At 72.1% G+C, this 15,752-nt stretch carries 15 protein-coding genes; 10 read left to right on the top strand and 5 right to left on the bottom strand.

Annotation, left to right across the window (positions count from 1 at the left end; all coding sequences use genetic code 11):
* Positions 1–7: 7 nt before the first annotated feature.
* The 5 genes from H3C53_07370 to H3C53_07350 all read right to left on the bottom strand — a co-directional run bounded on the left by H3C53_07370 (position 8) and on the right by H3C53_07350 (position 5,875).
* Entirely contained in the window at positions 8–1,279 is a 1,272-nt protein-coding gene (locus tag H3C53_07370; GenBank protein MBW7916480.1) for a hypothetical protein, read from the bottom strand.
* Between the two features lie 44 nt (positions 1,280–1,323).
* Complete coding sequence (locus H3C53_07365; GenBank protein MBW7916479.1) at positions 1,324–2,100, bottom strand: outer membrane lipoprotein-sorting protein; 777 nt, start codon at positions 2,098–2,100, stop codon at positions 1,324–1,326.
* A 17-nt stretch (positions 2,101–2,117) separates the two neighbouring features.
* A complete protein-coding gene (locus tag H3C53_07360) occupies positions 2,118–4,379 on the bottom strand; it encodes an MMPL family transporter (protein MBW7916478.1) in 2,262 nt (753 codons plus the stop codon).
* Positions 4,380–4,456: 77 nt separating this feature from the next.
* Positions 4,457–5,062: a TetR/AcrR family transcriptional regulator gene (locus H3C53_07355; protein MBW7916477.1), complete on the bottom strand. Its 606-nt coding sequence runs from the start codon at positions 5,060–5,062 to the stop codon at positions 4,457–4,459.
* A gap of 60 nt (positions 5,063–5,122) precedes the next feature.
* Complete coding sequence (locus H3C53_07350) at positions 5,123–5,875, bottom strand: tyrosine-protein phosphatase (GenBank protein MBW7916476.1); 753 nt, start codon at positions 5,873–5,875, stop codon at positions 5,123–5,125.
* Between the two features lie 87 nt (positions 5,876–5,962).
* Between H3C53_07350 and H3C53_07345 the strand changes: the two genes are divergently transcribed.
* From H3C53_07345 to H3C53_07300, 10 genes are all read left to right on the top strand, one after another.
* The gene (locus H3C53_07345) at positions 5,963–6,775 is read left to right on the top strand and encodes a neutral zinc metallopeptidase (protein MBW7916475.1); all 813 of its coding nucleotides are present in this window, start codon (positions 5,963–5,965) and stop codon (positions 6,773–6,775) included.
* 223 nt (positions 6,776–6,998) lie between these two features.
* Positions 6,999–8,285, top strand: a complete 1,287-nt coding sequence (locus H3C53_07340; protein MBW7916474.1) for an extracellular solute-binding protein — start codon at positions 6,999–7,001, stop codon at positions 8,283–8,285.
* Between the two features lie 9 nt (positions 8,286–8,294).
* Positions 8,295–9,200: a sugar ABC transporter permease gene (locus H3C53_07335; GenBank protein ID MBW7916473.1), complete on the top strand. Its 906-nt coding sequence runs from the start codon at positions 8,295–8,297 to the stop codon at positions 9,198–9,200.
* Positions 9,201–10,097 (top strand): carbohydrate ABC transporter permease, encoded by an 897-nt coding sequence (locus H3C53_07330; GenBank protein ID MBW7916472.1) that lies wholly within the window; start codon positions 9,201–9,203, stop codon positions 10,095–10,097.
* On the top strand, positions 10,094–10,693 hold the full coding sequence (locus H3C53_07325; GenBank protein MBW7916471.1) for an HAD family phosphatase: 600 nt from the start codon (positions 10,094–10,096) through the stop codon (positions 10,691–10,693). Before H3C53_07330 ends, H3C53_07325 begins: the two co-directional genes overlap by 4 nt.
* A gap of 106 nt (positions 10,694–10,799) precedes the next feature.
* Complete coding sequence (locus H3C53_07320; GenBank protein ID MBW7916470.1) at positions 10,800–11,288, top strand: DUF2249 domain-containing protein; 489 nt, start codon at positions 10,800–10,802, stop codon at positions 11,286–11,288.
* 258 nt (positions 11,289–11,546) lie between these two features.
* Positions 11,547–12,737 (top strand): MFS transporter, encoded by a 1,191-nt coding sequence (locus H3C53_07315; protein MBW7916469.1) that lies wholly within the window; start codon positions 11,547–11,549, stop codon positions 12,735–12,737.
* A 36-nt stretch (positions 12,738–12,773) separates the two neighbouring features.
* Positions 12,774–14,021 carry an FAD-dependent oxidoreductase gene (locus tag H3C53_07310; protein ID MBW7916468.1) on the top strand — a complete coding sequence of 416 codons (1,248 nt, stop codon included), beginning with the start codon at positions 12,774–12,776 and terminating at the stop codon, positions 14,019–14,021.
* A 25-nt stretch (positions 14,022–14,046) separates the two neighbouring features.
* Entirely contained in the window at positions 14,047–15,078 is a 1,032-nt protein-coding gene (locus H3C53_07305) for a ring-cleaving dioxygenase (protein ID MBW7916467.1), read from the top strand.
* A gap of 56 nt (positions 15,079–15,134) precedes the next feature.
* Positions 15,135–15,752 carry an alpha/beta hydrolase gene (locus tag H3C53_07300; GenBank protein ID MBW7916466.1) on the top strand — a complete coding sequence of 206 codons (618 nt, stop codon included), beginning with the start codon at positions 15,135–15,137 and terminating at the stop codon, positions 15,750–15,752.

Raw genomic sequence — 15,752 nt, 5'->3', positions numbered from 1 at the left:
CGCCGGCTCAGAACGCGAACTCGAGGCCGAGCCGTAGCTCGCTGTTGTCCTTCCATGCCCCATACATGCTCCCTGCGGGTCCGTAGAGGACGGTCGCCCCGGCCGTGCCCGTGAGGCCGTCGGCGAAGGCGTAGGTGAGGCGCGGCCGTACGGCCCCGCCGCCGTCCAGCCAGTCGTGCAGCCAAGCTACGTCGAGCCCGAGGCGCTGCCCCTGCTCGAACTTGGCCGCCAGCACCGTCGTCAGCGACTCGTCCGGCGCCTTCCCCGCGTCGGGGGCGGTGCGCTGGTACGCGACCTGAAGCGTGACGAACGGTCCGCCGGCCAAGTTCGTCTCGGCCCCGAGCACCGCCGCGAAGGCGTCGTTGCCGACCGCCGGGTCGGTGCCGCCCGGGTCGGCCGAGAAGGTGTATGCCGCCTCGCCCCGCAGCACGTAGCTGCCGAGGACGACCGAGAAGTCGGTGCCGAGGACGGTGACGCGGTCGTAACCGAGGCGCGGGCGCAACAGGAACTGGCCGGGGACGCCGGTCGGCTCCAGCTCGGCGGTCACCGTCGGCAGGTGCCTGAAGCCGCGGTACGCCATCACGCTGGCGTCGGCTCCGCCGCCCACCTCGAGGTCGAGGGTGACCCGCCCGCCGAACTGCATGTTGGCCACCTCGAACGCCGGTACGGCGGTCACCGGGTCGAGGACGCCTACCACGGTCACGCCGGGCGGGAGGTCGGGCATGACGGCCGCCCCCTGCCAGCGGGCTCCCGGCAGGGTCGAGGGGACGAAGACGGGCACGAGGACGAGGTCGACCGTCACGCCCTCCTGGCCGTGGACGGTGGCGCGGACGAGGGGGGTGGGCAGGCGCTGGTCGGCGGGGTCGGCCACGGGGTCCGTCATGTCGCGCGGGTTGAGCACGTCGACCGGGTTGACGGCGTCGACGGAGCCCCACGCCACCACCTGGTTGCCGACCGTCAGGTCGACGGGGCCGAGGTAGACGGTGGCGTAGGCGCGGCCGAGCCGCGCGCCGAACGGCTCCGGAGCGGCGGCGTCGTAGCGCGCCTTCGCCTCGGCGACGAAGACCGCGTCGGGGAAGAAGCCGGCGCCGACCTCGCCGTCGAGCCTCACGGTCAGGTCGGCGGCCGCCACCGGGATGGCGCCGTCGACGGCGACGCCGAACTCCGCCGCGACGGCGCCGCCGAGGCGGTAGCTGACCTGCGCGGCCGCGGGCATGGCCGTCAGGAGCACGCCGGCGGCGAGGGCGGCGACGATGCGACGGGTTGGGAGGCTTCTCATGAGTGCACCTCGCTGGTGGGGAGTGAGTGGCGCGGCCGCGCGCGTCAACGCTGCAGGAACCGCTCGGTGAAGACGTCGGCGGGGATCTCCTCGTCGACCTGGTACCCCGACTGGGTGATGGTGGTGGCGGAGCCCGCCGCCACCGTCTCCATGCGGATGACGCTCGGTAGCGTGTAGCCGCCGACCTCCTCGGTGGCCTCGATGGTGAGCACCTTCACGAGCGCGCCCGCCGTGTAGAACTCCACGCGCCGCGGCACGAGCGTGCTCTCGGGCACCTGGTAGACGATGCGGTCGTAGCTGCTCTCGGCGCCGGGTAGGGCCTTGCCCTCCAGGACGTAGACGGGGCCGGGGAGGACCTCCAGGAGGGCGGTCTCGAAGTCGTCGCCGAAGTCGCCGCTCAGGCTCGAGATCTCCTCGTAGGAGAAGTCGGAGCCGAAGAACGAGTCCTGCTTCTGGCCGCCGGCCACGCGCCGCACGCGGCCAAGCGCCGGCAGGTAGATGAGGGTCTCGGTCTCGCCGGACGCCTTCTCTACGTTGAGGAAGCCGGAGCCGCGCACGTCGGCGGGCTCCAGGAACTTGATGAGTTGCGCCTTGCCGTCGTCGGCCGTCCAGATCTGCATGGTGCGCGAGAGGGAGTGCCCGGCGGCGGAGGTGATGGTCATGCTCAGCGTGGCGATGGTGGTGGTCGGCGCCGGCTGCGCCTTCATGGCGTCGACGACCTCTTGGGCGGTGGCGTAGCGCTGGGCCGTGGCCGTGGCCAGCAGGGCCAGGGTGGCGAGGGCGGCGAGAAGCGCTCCGGTGTGGCGGGCGGTCTTGATCATCGGTGAGACCTCCTGGGTCAGGCGCGGTTGGTGGCGGCCTTGGCGGGCGCCGAACCGCGGGGGTTGCGCAGGAACACGAGGCAGGCTGCCGGCAGGAGCGTGAGGGACGCGGTGCCGACCGACAGGACGGTGAAGGCCATGAGTGAGCCGAGGGTGCGCACGGGCACGAACTGGCTGAACACCATGGCGAGGAAGCCGGCGCCGAGCGTGAGCGCGGTGAAGAGGATGGAGCGGCCGGAGGAGTGCAGCGCCTGGCTCATCGCCCGCTCGGGCGCGCGGCCGGCGCGCCGCTCCTCCATGTACCTCACGGTGAGGTGGATGGCGTAGTCGCCGACGCCGATGGCGAGCGCGCCGAGGAGCATGGTGGCGAGGTCGAGCGGGATGCCGAGCAGGCCGAGCAGGCCGTACTGCAGGGCGATGGTCAGGAGCAGCGCGAGGATGGTGACGATGGCGGCCCGCACGGAGCGCACGAACGAGTCGATGATCAGGACGAGCAGGATGGCGAGCGACAGGCTTATCACGAAGTCGTGAAGCAGGGCGTCCTCGATGGCGAGCTGGACCATCGTGGCGCCCGCGTAGCCGAGGGTCGCGTGCCGGCCCAGCGTGTCGGCGCCGACGGCCTCGATCTCGTCCATCATGCCGCGCATGACCGAGGTCGATTCGGACTTGGTGGCCACGTCGACGAGGGCCGCGCGCGAGTCGAGGGTGAGGTACTTGCTCACCTGCTTCGGGTCGCCGGAGAGCTGGTAGAGGAGGAGCTCCTGGGCGATCTCCTCGCGCGTGGTCGGGAGCCCGTCCTCTCCCGTCAGGGTGGAGTGGATGGCGCGCAGCACGGTGACGATGGAGGTGGTGGGCCCAACGCCGTCGATGGCGGCCACGCCCTCCTGGAACGCCAGCATGGCCTGCAGCGTGGCCGGGTCGGTCATGTCGCCCTCCACCATCACCTGCACTTCGCTGGAGCCGCCGAACGCCTCCTCCACCACCGCGTAGTCCTTGCGCAGGGGTGAGTCGACGTTGAAGTAGTCGATGACGGCGGTGTTGGGCACGATGCGGGTGGCGCCGACGACGGCGAGGACGAGCAGGAGGGCCGAGGTCGCGAGGATGGCGTGGCGGCGCCGGTCGGTGAAGCGGGCGACGGCCTCGAGGAAACCGGCGATGGCGCCCGGCTGCTCGGGGTCGACGACGCGCCGCGGCGGCTTCATGAGGCCTAGGACGGCGGGGAGGAGCAGTAGGGCGGCCACGAGGGTGGCGAGCACCCCACCGGCGGTGAGTAGGCCCAGGGTGCGGACGGTGGGCATGCCCGAGAGCGTGAAGGTGGTGAGGGCGGCGGAGATGGCGAGGCCTGAGATCAGCACCCCGAGGCCCGTCTCCCTGCGCGCCGTGCGGATGGCCTCCGGCTTGGCCTTGCCGTGCGCCAGCTCCTGGAAGAAGCGGCCGAGCAGGTGGAGAGAGAAGGAGCTGCCGACGGCGAGGATGGCGACGGGGGCGATGACGCTGAGCATGTTCAGCTTGGCGCCGAGCCAGCCCATGACGCCGAGCGCCCAGAGGAGCCCGACCAGCACCGTCATGAGGGGCAGGATCGCGCCGCGCACGGTGCGGAAGTTGAGGAAGAGCATGACGAGGATCAGGGCCGCGGCCACGCCGCCCAGCAGGGGCATCTCGCGGGCGAGGGTCATCTGCATCTCGCCGTTGATGAGCGGGCCGCCGACCAGGTGGACGGCGCCCATGCCGGCGCCCTGCCAGTCGCGCTCGAGCACGGCGCGGATGTCCTGGCTGAGGGCGGCGGAGTCGACGTCGCCCGACACCTCGAGCACGACGTTCGCGGCCCGCCCGTCCTCGGCCACCAGCAGGCCGCCGCGGTAGAGGGGCGACGTCTCCAGGTAGGCGCGCGCCGTGGCTAGGTCTTTGGCGTCCGGGGTGGCCGGCAGGAGATCCTCGACGAGGAGGAAGCCGTCGTCGTCGACCATGCGTTGGGCGTTGGCGGCGCTCGTCACGCTGCTGACGCCTTCCACCTTGGCGAGGTCGGTCGTCAGCCGCCGGAGGGTGGCCACGGCCTCGGGCGTGTAGATGTCGCCCTCGACGAGCGCGACCATGACGACCTTGGCGCCGAAGACGTCCGAGATCTCCGTCTGCAACGCCGAGACCTCGCTCTTGTCTGGCAGCATGGCGGTCACGGAGGCGTCGAGCTGAAGGCGCAACGCGCCCAGGCCGAGGCCGACGGACACGAGCGCGAAGGCGACGACCGTGGCCCAATCGCGGCGCCGTCCGGTGGGGGTCATCCCGCCCCCCCGCTGGAACGGCCGTTCCAGATGAGGGTGGGGGCAAGTGGGGATCGGGTCATGGCTGCACGGGCCTCCTAGGCGGCTGGGGTGGGGTCGGGTGAGTCGTCGAGGGCGCCGAGCAGTATGGCCGCGTGGCCCTCCAGCACCTCGCGGCGGTTGTCGACCTTGGCGACGAAGCCGAGGTTGAAGGTGCCGAAGAGGAGGTAGCGGGCGAGCTGCTCCGGGCCGAAGCGCGGGGCGAGGTCGCCGCGGTCGGCGGCGGCCCAGATCAGCCCCTCGACCATGCCGATGAGCCCCGTGAGGTAGTGGGAGAGGTAGCGGAGGACGTCGGGTTTGGCGCCGGCCAGCTCGACGGCGGCGCGCAGCGTCAGTGAGCTGCTCGCGCCGGTGGTCGCCAGCTCGTCGACGAGGGTGGCGAGGAGGGCCGCGTACTTGTCGCGGAACGATCCGCGCCCGACGAGGGCGAGGCGCAGCTGGTCGCGTTCGGCCTCGGCGTTGGCGGCGAGTGCCGCCATGAACAGCTGCTCCTTGCCGCCGAAGGCGGCGTAGAAAGAGCTGGCGCTCAGCCCGAGCTCGTCGAGGAGGTCGCGGACCGACGTGGCCTCGAACCCCTGCCGCCCGAACAGCGCCGCCGCCTTCAACACGGCCGTCTGGTGGTCGAACTCCTTGGGCCTCGCCATCGGCCCCAGGCTAGCACATTCTGGAACATGCGTTCCAGTTGTCTGCGGCGCGCGGCGCGCCTAGCCCAGCAGCTTCCGCCGCAACGTCCCCAGCGCCTCGGCCGCCAAGCCGTTCGCCTTCAGGTACGCCACCGCGCCGCCGAACCGCTCGTCGAGGTGGTCGAGCGCCGGGCCGATCAGCTCCGGCGTGGCGCCCAGCAGCCGCACGAAGTCCTCGCGCTTCACGCCGTTCTGCTCGGCGTCGTTGAGGAGCCGCTCCCGCAGCGGACCGATGCGGTCGTGGGTGAGCGCGAAGTCGTCGACGATCGTCGCCCGGTCGACGCCGACGCTCTCGAGCAGCAGCGCCGCCACCAGCCCCGTCCGGTCCTTGCCGGCGGTGCAGTGGAACAGCGCGGCGCCCGGCGCGGCCGCCAGCAACGACAGGACCCGCACGAAGGCGGGACCGGCGTGATCGAGCGCGCGCAGGTAGAAGGCCGTGATGTCGTAGGGGTCCGTCGGGCGGTCGTCCGCCGCGTCGATGTGGCCCCAGATCTCGACGTTCTGGTAATCGATGCCGTTCGTGCCCGCGAGGCTGTTGGGGTCGCGCTCCAGCTCCTGCGGCTGGCGCAGGTCGATCACCGTGGTGAGACCGAGCGACCGCAGCCGCTCCAGGTCGGCTCCGTTCAGCGCCATGGGGATGTCGGAACGGTAGAAGACGCCCGAGCGGGTGAGGCCGTGGCCCGCCACTGGCAGGCCGCCGAGGTCGCGGGTGTTCAGCGTGCCGTTCAGCGGCACGAAGCGCGCGTCGTGAGTGGGGGAGGGGGTGCTGCTCATGCAGCGGGAGTGTACCGCGCCGCGGCGGCCGGACGCCGCGTAGTAGCATGCCCGCGGGCGGCGCGCCGCCCGCGGGAGCTGATGACCGTGAAGTGGGAAGACGCCGGACGCAGCAAGAACCTCGAAGACAGGCGCGGTCGGGCCGGGCCCGGCCGGACCGCCATACCCCTCGGCATCGGGGGCGTGCTCGTGGTCCTGGCGCTGAGCCTCCTCACCGGCACCGACCTCTTCTCGCTGCTGGGGGTAGGCCCCACCGCCGCCACCGGCACGCAGGCGCCAATGGACCAGTCGCAGCTCCAGGCCGAGGAGCCGCAGGTGCGGTTCGTGTCGTTCGTCCTCGACGACGTGCAGGCCTACTGGCAGGAGGCGTTCACGGCCAGCGACCTCGGCTACCGCGACGCCAAGCTCGTGCTCTACCGCGACGCCGTGCAGTCGGCCTGCGGCGTGGCGCCCGCCAGCACCGGTCCGTTCTACTGCCCGGGCGACCTCACCGTCTACCTCGACCTGTCCTTCTTCGACGAGTTGAGTAGGCGGCTGGGAGCGCCGGGCGACTTCGCCGAGGCGTACGTCATCGCCCACGAGCTCGGGCACCACGTCCAGAACCTCCTCGGCGCGCTCGGCGGCGCGCAGGCCCGGGGCGGGTCCGTCGCCACCGAGCTGCAGGCCGACTGCTACGCCGGGGTGTGGGCCGCCTCCGCCGAGCGCCGCGGCATCATGGAGCCGGGCGACCTGCAGGAGGGGCTCACCGCCGCCGCGTCCGTCGGCGACGACACCCTCGCCAAGCGCGCCGGCCGCATCCCCAACCAGGAGACGTTCACGCACGGCAGCTCGGCCCAGCGCACCCAGTGGTTCGGCACCGGCTACCGCACCGGCGACCCGAGCGCCTGCGCCACGCGGTGACACCCGGCCCCTGGCGCCTCTCGGCGCGGCCCTGACGCCCATGCGGTAGGGGCGGCGCGGGGCGTTCGTCACGTTGACCCGGCCCGCAGGCACCAACTATGCTCTCCCGGAACGAGCCAGGCGTCCGGCGTCGCGCCGGTCCAAGGCGTTTCCCGGGGCGGCGGCGCCGTCCCCGGCGTCGCGCCCAGCGTGACGCCGGCGCCGCGGCCGGTTGGAGGCAACGATGTTCACCCGCACGGCAAGGAAGCTCTCCCTCGCCCTCCTCACGCTGCTGCTCGTCGGCGGCGCCGCGCTCGCCCAGACCGAGATCGTCTACTGGACCCACGAGGACCCCAACCGCACGGCCCTCGAGGAGCGGCTGATCGCCCAGTTCCAGGTCGACCATCCCGACATCAAGGTCACGCGCGTCACGAACCCGTCCGATCAGATCGCCCAGCTCAACCTGGCCGCCTTCGCCGCCAACCGCGGTCCCGACGTCTTCAACATGGAGATCTTCAACGAGTACCCGTACATCGTGAACGCGCGCGTGGCGCCCATCGACCCCGCCGCCGCCGGCTACGTCGACGCGCAGGCCATCTACGACGCCTACCTCCCCGGCACGCTCGACCCGGTCTCGTACGAAGGCCAGCTGTACGGTCTGCCGCTCGAGGTCACGAACTGGGCCATCTACCTGAACATGAACGTCTTCAGGAGCGCCGGCCTCGATCCCCTCACGGACTACCCGAAGACGTGGGAGGAGATGATGGCGGTGGCCGAGAAGCTCACCGTCCGCGACGGCGACATCATCACGCGCCGCGGCTTCGACTTCCGCTACCCCTACTACCTGAACTTCATGGTGCCCATGGCCGAACAGCTCGGCGGCAAGCTCGTGAGCGACGACGGCAAGAGCGCCATCGTCAACGACGAGGCGTGGCTGCGCGTGCTCGAGTACTTCAAGGAGTGGGGCCCGACGGGCAAGAACCTCGGCTCGCCCACCTACACCGCCGCCCGCAAGATCTTCAACTTCAACAACGACGACATCGGCATGATGGAGTCGGGCCAGTACCAGGCCGAACGCATCGTCCACGACAACCCCACCTTCCTCCCCGGCGACGGCTGGATGGTCATCCCCTTCCCGCAGTGGGCGGACGCCGTGGAGCGCGTCGCCGAGCCCTACTACGGCCACTACTGGATGGTCAACGCCCAGTCCTCCAAGGAGAAGCAACGGGCGGCCTGGACGCTCCTCGGCTACTTCGCGCAGCACGCCGCCGACTTCTTCGAGGAGGTCGCCGTCCTCCAGCCCACCCACGAGCTGATCGGCTCGCCCCTCTTCAAGGACGCGCCCTACTCGGCCGTGTTCATGGACGACCTCGCCAACGCCCACGTCATCTACTACGCCGAGGACGCGCCCCGCGTACAGCAGGTCCTCAAGGACGCCGTCGAGGCCGTGATGCTCCAGGGCAAGGAGCCCGCCGACGTGCTCAAGACCATGCGCGAGGGCGTCGAGCGCGCCATGCGCGGCGAGTACTGAGTAGGCGCGGTGACCCGTAAGCGGCCCGCGCTGACGGTCGCCGCCAGAAGAGCGTTGTGGGGCTGGGCGTTCGTACTCCCAGCCCTCATCTACTTCGCGCTGTTCAGCTTCTACCCGATCCTGAACGCCTTCTGGCTTGGGCTCCACAGCAAGAACGTCCTGTCGCTCAGGCCGCCGCGCTTCGTCGGCCTGCGCAACTACCTCGACCTGGCCGGCTCGGCCACGTTCTGGAACTCTTGGAAGGCCACCGGGCTCTTCACCCTGAGCACCGCCGTGCCGCTCGTGGTCCTCAGCCTCCTCCTCGCGTGGCTGATCTTCTCGCGGCTGCGGCTGCAGCGCTTCTTCCAGATGGCGTTCTACGCCCCCGCCGTCATACCCGGCGTGGTCGCCGCCGCCGTGTGGCTGCTCCTGCTCGACCCGCGCGGCATCGCCAACCAGTGGGTCAACTTCGTCCTCGGCACGCCGGGCGTCGACCACCACTGGCTTGCCAACCCGGACATGGTGCGCCTCTCAACCTCGCTCGTGTACCTCTGGGGCAAGCTCGGCTTCTTCACCATCATCTTCATCGCCGGGCTGGGCGCCATACCGCGGAGCGTGAAGGAGGCCGCCACCGTCGACGGCGCCACCGGCATCCAGCTCTTCCGCTACATCACCCTGCCACTACTGAAGCCGACCACGCTGCTCGTGTCGATCATGGCGATGATCTTCTGCATGCGCACCTTCGCCACCCAGTACCTCTTCACCAGGGCCGGCGCGCCTTTGGAGCCCATCAACGTGGTCACGCTCGGCATCTACAACACGGGCATCCGCGACTTCCAGATCGGCCTGGCGAGCGCCATGAGCATCGTCCTGCTCCTCGTGATGTTCGTCCTCGCCATGGTCCAGTTCCGCCTCGGCGGGACGAGGGACGCCTGAATGGCCGCCAGGACAGCGGGGCGGAACGCCCTCCCCGCCGCGGCCGGCCACCGGCGCACCGCGCTCGAGGCCTTCTTCCACCTCCTCGGCTGGGTGGTGCTCGTCGTGGCGGTGCTGCTCGTGCTGACGCCGCTCGCCTTCATGTTCGTGGCCTCGTTCATGCCGGCGCGCGACATCATGCGCATGCCGTTCCCCTGGTGGCCGGATGGCCTCTACCTCGACAACTTCTGGCAGGCCATCCGCGGCAACGACGGCAAGTTCATCTTCCCGCGCGCCCTGCTCAACTCCGTCATCGTGGCGGGCTGCGTGGCGGCGACCACCGTGTTCTTCTCGGCCCTCGCCGGTTACGGCCTGACCAAGCTCCGCTTCCGCGGCAGCAACCTCGTCTTCATGCTCATCCTCTCGACCCTCATGATCCCGTTCGAGACGGTCATGATCCCCCTCTACGTGGTCGTCACGGGCCTGGGGATGCAGGACAGCTACCCCGGCCTCATCGTCCCCTTCCTGCTCAGCGCCTTCGGCGTGTTCCTCATGCGGCAGTCGCTGCTCACGTTCCCGGACGAGCTCATCGACGCCTCCCGCATCGACGGCGCCTCCGAGGTCGGCATCTTCTTCCGGATCGTCGTCCCCAACATGGTGCCCATCATGGCCGTGCTGGCCGTGCTGACGTTCGAGGAGCAGTGGCGCAACCTGATCTGGCCGCTGCTCGTGGTGCAGTCGCAGGAGCTCAAGACCATGCCGCTTTACGTGGTGACGTTCATGGAGGAGAAGAGCACGAACGAGGGCGCCATGGTGGCCGTGGCGGCGCTCGCCAGCCTGCCCATGCTCGTCATCTTCTTCAGCCTCTCGAGCGTGTTCTTGAGGGGCGCCAACGTGTTCTCGGCGGGCAAGGAGTGACCGCGGCGCGCGCCACGCCCCTGTTCATCTTCGACGTTGGTGGCGTGATGGTAGACGGCTTCGACGTTGCGCCCGCCATGGCGGCGGAGTTCGGCATGGACCCGGCCTCGCTCGAGGCGGCGCTTGCCGAGGCGGGCTCCCGCGCCCTCCACGAGGGCGCGATCCCCGTGGCCGAGTTCTGGGACCGTTTCGAGGCGGCGACCGGCAGGCGCCCACGCGGCGAGCCGTGGGCCGACTACTTCCACCCGAGCCGGCGCCCGGCCATGTACGCCCTCGTCGACCGCCTCAGGCGCTCGGGCGCGCGCGTGGTGGCGGGCACCAACACCATCGACCCGCACTACGAGGCGCACGTGCGCCGCGGCGACTACGACGTGTTCGACCGCGTCTACGCGTCCAACCTGATGGGCGTCTCCAAGCCCGACCCGGCCTTCTGGCGCGCCATCCTCGAAGCCGAAGGAGCCGAGCCGACGGCCGCCTTCTTCGTCGACGACATGCCCGAGAACGTGGCGGCGGCGGCCGCGCTCGGCATCGTCGCCGTCCGCTTCGAGTCGGTCCCGCAGGTGAGCGCCGCGGTCACCGCCGCCGCCGGCGGGTGAGGCAGCGGCCCGCACACGGCGCGGCGTGGCAGCGGCCCCGGCCCCGCGCGCTCGGCCTTGGCCCAGGTCATGGTGGCGCCACGACGGGCTTGGTTAGCGTGCCCGGATGAGTCAGACGTCAGCCGACCGGTCCGCGTCAGAGGCGGCCCAACTCACCCCCGACGAGGCCGTGGCCCGTCTCAACAAGCTCTTCGATTCGGCGCTCAGGGCGCTGGGCGACGCCGGTAAGCAGGACGACGCCTGCGAGCTGGCGGCCCAAGGGTGGACGCTCCTGCGCCACGCCTGGCCCCGCGAGGGCGAACGACTGAACGGCACCCTCCACTACCTCACGCGCACGGTGAGGCCGCGCAAGTCGGCAGCCCCGACGGCCGAGGACGTGCTGCTGGAGGTGCGCCACCTGATACCCGCCGAACGCCACCGCCTCATCCTCGAGACGTACCTCGGACTGGCGTCGGGCAACGCCTTCGTGCTCGTCAACGACCACGACCCCAAGCCGCTCTACTACCAGTTCGCCGCCGAGTACCCGGGCGAGTTCAGCTGGGAACCGCTAGAGGAGGGACCCGAGGTCTGGCGCGTGCGCATCGGCCGGGTCTGAGCGCGGCCCCTCGCTGAGGCGCCTGGCGCGCCGGGTCGCTCCCTTCGGCCCGGCGGCCGCACTGCCGCGCCGAAGGCCGCGCGCGGCGCGTCGGCGGAGTAGTCTGGCGTGATGCCGTCCCCCGAACCCCCGAGCCTGGAGGTCGGCGCGACCGTCGCGCCTGCCGCGACGCCAGCAGCGACGCCGCACCCACCACGCGCGCGGCCGCTCGCCGACCCCGCGGTGCGCGCCCGCCACGCACGCAGGATCACCAGCGCCTTGTTCGTGAGCCAGAGCCTCGGCTCGGCCGGCTCCATCGCCGCGGCCACCGTCGCGGCCATCGTGGGCGCCGAGCTCTCCGGGCGCGACTCGCTCGCCGGGCTGCCCGCGGCCGTCGTGCAGGTCGGCGTCGCGGTGGGCGCTTACTTCTGGAGCCGGCTGTCCGACCGGCTGGGACGCCGCGGCGCCCTCACCGCCGCCCTCCTCACCGGCGCCTTCGGCGCCACGCTCTCGCTGCTCGGCGTGGCCAACGGCAACTTCCTGCTCGTCCTCGTGGCTCTCTTCATCACCGGCTCGGGCAACTCGGCCGTGCAGCTCGGGCGCTTCGTGGCGGCCGAGGTGAACCCGCGCCGGCGGCGCGCCCGCGCGCTCTCCACGGTGGTGCTCGGCGGCACGGTCGGCAGCGTGCTCGGCCCCGCGCTCGTGGGACCGACCGGGCGCCTCGTCACGGCGTGGGGGTGGAGCGAGATCGCCGGCCCCTACCTGGCCACCGGCGCCGGCTACCTCCTCACGGCCGGCCTCCTCTTCCTTGCCCTGAGACCGGAACCGCGCCTGATCGGGGAGGCCATCGCCCTCGACGAGGCGGGCACGCACCGCCTCGGCCCCACGCGCGGCCTGCGCGAGCTGCTCGGCGACGCGGCCGTGCGGACCGCCGTCACCAGCGTCGTGCTGGCACACATGGTCATGGTCGGCCTGATGCAGATGACGTCACTTCACATGCACCAGATCGAGCACTCGCTCACCAACATCTCGCTCGTCTTCTCCAGTCACACGTTCGGCATGTACGCCTTCTCGTCGGTGGCGGGATGGCTGACCGACAGGTGGGGCAGGCGCCGGGTGCTGGGCATCGGCGCCGTCACGCTGCTCGCCTCGTGCCTGTTGGCGCCGCTGTCGCCCCGGCTCCTGCCGGTCGCCTTCGCGCTGTTCTTGCTCGGGCTGGGCTGGAACCTCTGCTACGTGGCCGGTTCCGCGCTCCTGACCGACGCCCTCTCGCCCGCCGAGAAGGGCCGCATGCAGGGGTTCAACGACCTGCTCGTAGGTGGGGCGGCGGCGGGCGCCACCATCGTCGGCGGGCTGATAATGGCCCGCGCCGGCTACCTTGCGATGGGCCTGGCGGGGGCGGTGGTGACGGCGGGGCTCCTCGCCGTCGTCGTGCGCCTCCCGCGGGTGGCCGCGGTTGCCGCCGACTGACGCCATGAGCGCCCGACGGCAGGACGTAGGCGGCGCGTGAGCGAACGGGTCCGCGACGTCGTGATCGTGGGCGGCGGAGTGGCGGGCGCGGCCTGCGCCCACCGCCTCGCGGCCGCCGGCGCCGACGTGCTGGTCCTCGAGCGGGAGCACCAGTTCGTCGATCGCGTGCGCGGCGACGTCGTCTACCCGTGGGGGGTGAGGGAGGCCGTTAGGCTCGGCCTCATGGGGGCGCTGGGCGCCGTGAGCAGGCCGGTGCGCTACTGGCGCACGCGCGTCGTCGGGCTGGCGGAGCGGCCGCCGCGAGACATGGCCGCGGAGAGCGGCGGGCTCGGCGTGCGCGCCTTCCTTCACCCCGAACTCCAGACGGCCCTGCTCGGCGCCGCCGAGCGTGCCGGCGCCGAGGTGGTGCGGGGCACCGCCGTCACCCAGGTGCGCCGGCTGCCGGGTCCCGAGCGACTCGCGTTGGTGGAGGCGCGCGTGGGCACCACCCCCGTCGACCACCCGGCGCGGCTCGTGATAGGCGCGGACGGGCGCGGCTCGCGCACGCGCGCGTGGGGCGGGTTCGAGCTCTTCGCCGACCCCGCCAAGCTGATGTTCGCGGGCGTCCTCCTGGTGGGCGCCGGCGTGGGCTTCACGACGGAGGCGCTCGACACCGCCCACGTCTTCCTCGCCCCGGCCACCGGCCTGCTCGCCACGCTGGTACCCCTCGACGCGAGCCGGACCCGCGCCTATCTCGGTTACCACCTCGCCGCCGGGCGGCACCGCCTCGGCGGACCGACCGCCTTCCCGGAGTTCTCGCGCCTCAGCGCCGCGGCCGGCGTCCCGCCCGATTGGCTCGCCGGCGCCGAGGTGGCGGGGCCGCTGAGCCAGTTCCCCGGCGCCGACACCTGGGTAGACCCGCCTTACCTGCGGGGCGTCGCGCTGGTCGGCGACGCGGCAGGCGCCGCCGACCCCAGCTTCGGATGCGGCGTCGCGCTGGCCCTGCGCGGCGCGGCGCGCCTTACCGCGGCGCTGCTCCGCGCTGGTTCGTTCGCGCCGCAGGCGGTGGACGAAGCCGGCGAGGCGTACGCCGGCGCCGCCCGCGCCGACTTCGCCGCCCTGCACCGCCAGACATCGTGGTTGGCTGACGTCTTCCGGGCGCCCGGCCCCGCCGCCGACGCCGTGCGCGCCTCGCTCTTCCCCCTCTACGCCCGCGACCCGGACCGGGTCCCCGACGTGGTACTCCTAGGGCCGGACGGGCCCAGCGACGACGGCGCCAAGCGGCGCTTCCTGGGTCTCGAGTGACGGAGGCACGCGCGGCCGGGTATGTATGCCCGCGCCCGGCTCCCGGTCGCCCGGCGGCGGCCGGCCCTCGCAGGGCGAGAGGAGGCACGAGTTGACACTCCAGTTCACCGGCTTCCACCACCTGACGGCCGTCTCGGCCGAGATCGCCGCCAACAAGCGCTTCTACACGGACACCCTCGGCATGCGGCTCGTGAAGCGCAGCGTGAACCAGGACGACACCGGCGCCTACCACCTCTTCTACGCCGACGGAGCCGGCAGCCCCGGCACCGACCTGACGTTCTTCGACTGGCGCCTGCCGCGCGAGCGGCGTGGCGGTCACGCGGTCACGCGCACCGGGTTGCGCGTGGCCGACGAGGGCTCGCTCGAGTACTGGCGCGAGCGTCTCGCTCGCCTGGGCGTAGACGCCGGCCCGCTCGAGACGGTCGACGGCCGCGCCCAGCTCCGCTTCGAGGACCCGGAGGGCCAACGCCTGGCGCTCGTAGTGGACGGGGGCAGCGGCGACGAACCCGTCCCCTGGGACGACAGCCCCTTGCCGCCCCAACATCAGCTCCGCGGGCTCGGGCCAGTGGTCATCACCGTCCCGGCCCTGAACCCCACGGACCGCGCGCTCCAGGGCGTGACGAACATGCGCCCCTTGCGCGACTACCCCGACCCGGAGGACCCCCGCCACGCGGTGCACGTCTACGGCATGGCGGACGGCGTCACCGGGCCCCACGCCGAGCTTCACGTGGCCGTGCGCCCCGACCTGCCCCCGGCGCGTAGCGGCGCCGGCGGGGTGCACCACGTCGCGTTCCGCGCGCCCGACGAGCACATCCACCGCGACTGGCTCGACCACCTCGCCGGCCTGGGCGTACCCAACAGCGGTTGGGTCGACCGCTTCTGGTTCCGCAGCATCTACTTCCGAGAACCCGGCGGCGTGCTGTTCGAGGTAGCCACCGACGGTCCCGGCTTCGCCGTCGACGAGGACGCCGCCACCCTCGGCGAGCGGCTCGTCCTCCCGCCGTTCCTCGAGCCTCACCGGGCGGCGATCGAGGCCCGGCTCGAGCCGCTCCCATGACGAACGCTCCCGCGCCCGGCCTCGCCTGGGTCCACCGCTACGTCCCCGCGCCGGACCTGGGTGCGGGCGCGAAGGCGCCCGTGCCCCCAGGGACCGTCACGCTGCTGCTGCTGCACGGCACGGGGGGCGACGAGAACTCCCTCGTGGGCCTCGGCCGACTCGTGGCGCCCGGCGCCAACCTCCTCGCCGTGCGCGGCCGCTCCCTCGACGAGGGGACGCCACGCTTCTTCCGCCGCTTCGGCCCCACGAGCTACGACCAAGAGAACATCGTCGCCGAGGCGGTAGCGCTGGGGGAGTTCACGCGCCGGGCGGCCGCCACCTACGGCTTCTCGCCAAGGGGCCTGGCGGCGCTCGGGTACTCGAACGGCGCCAACATCGCCCTGGCCACCCTCGCCTACGACCCGGACGCCTTCGCGGCGGCCGTCCTCCTACGCGCCGTCATGCCGCTCGAGCAGCCCCCCGCCGCCCGGTTCGGCGGCAAGCCGGTCCTGCTCCTCACGGGCGCCCGCGACCCGTACGCCCCGCACGCCCGCGACGTCGGGCCCTACCTGCGGAAGGGCGGCGCCGCGCTCGAGGAGCTGACCGTCGCCGCCGGCCACGAGCTGGTCGAGGAGGACGTCAGGCGCGTGACCGACTGGCTGACGAGCTTCGGGCGGGCCGTGGCGGTCGGCTGA

The sequence above is a fragment of the Trueperaceae bacterium genome, from assembly GCA_019454765.1.
In the GTDB taxonomy this organism is placed as follows: domain Bacteria; phylum Deinococcota; class Deinococci; order Deinococcales; family Trueperaceae; genus JAAYYF01.
Note: the sequence above shows the minus strand (reverse complement) of the source record. Positions and strands in the feature narration are given on the sequence as shown.

Bases quoted from the DNA above. Each gene is read 5' to 3' on its own strand.
- H3C53_07365 (MBW7916479.1), bottom strand. From the start codon at position 2,100: ATGATCAAGACCGCCCGCCACACCGGAGCGCTTCTCGCCGCCCTCGCC.
- H3C53_07320 (MBW7916470.1), top strand. From the start codon at position 10,800: ATGAGTCAGACGTCAGCCGACCGGTCCGCGTCAGAGGCGGCCCAACTC.
- H3C53_07355 (MBW7916477.1), bottom strand. From the start codon at position 5,062: ATGGCGAGGCCCAAGGAGTTCGACCACCAGACGGCCGTGTTGAAGGCG.
- H3C53_07340 (MBW7916474.1), top strand. From the start codon at position 6,999: ATGTTCACCCGCACGGCAAGGAAGCTCTCCCTCGCCCTCCTCACGCTG.
- H3C53_07305 (MBW7916467.1), top strand. From the start codon at position 14,047: ATGCCCGCGCCCGGCTCCCGGTCGCCCGGCGGCGGCCGGCCCTCGCAG.
- H3C53_07360 (MBW7916478.1), bottom strand. From the start codon at position 4,379: ATGACCCCCACCGGACGGCGCCGCGATTGGGCCACGGTCGTCGCCTTC.
- H3C53_07370 (MBW7916480.1), bottom strand. From the start codon at position 1,279: ATGAGAAGCCTCCCAACCCGTCGCATCGTCGCCGCCCTCGCCGCCGGC.
- H3C53_07330 (MBW7916472.1), top strand. From the start codon at position 9,201: ATGGCCGCCAGGACAGCGGGGCGGAACGCCCTCCCCGCCGCGGCCGGC.
- H3C53_07350 (MBW7916476.1), bottom strand. From the start codon at position 5,875: ATGAGCAGCACCCCCTCCCCCACTCACGACGCGCGCTTCGTGCCGCTG.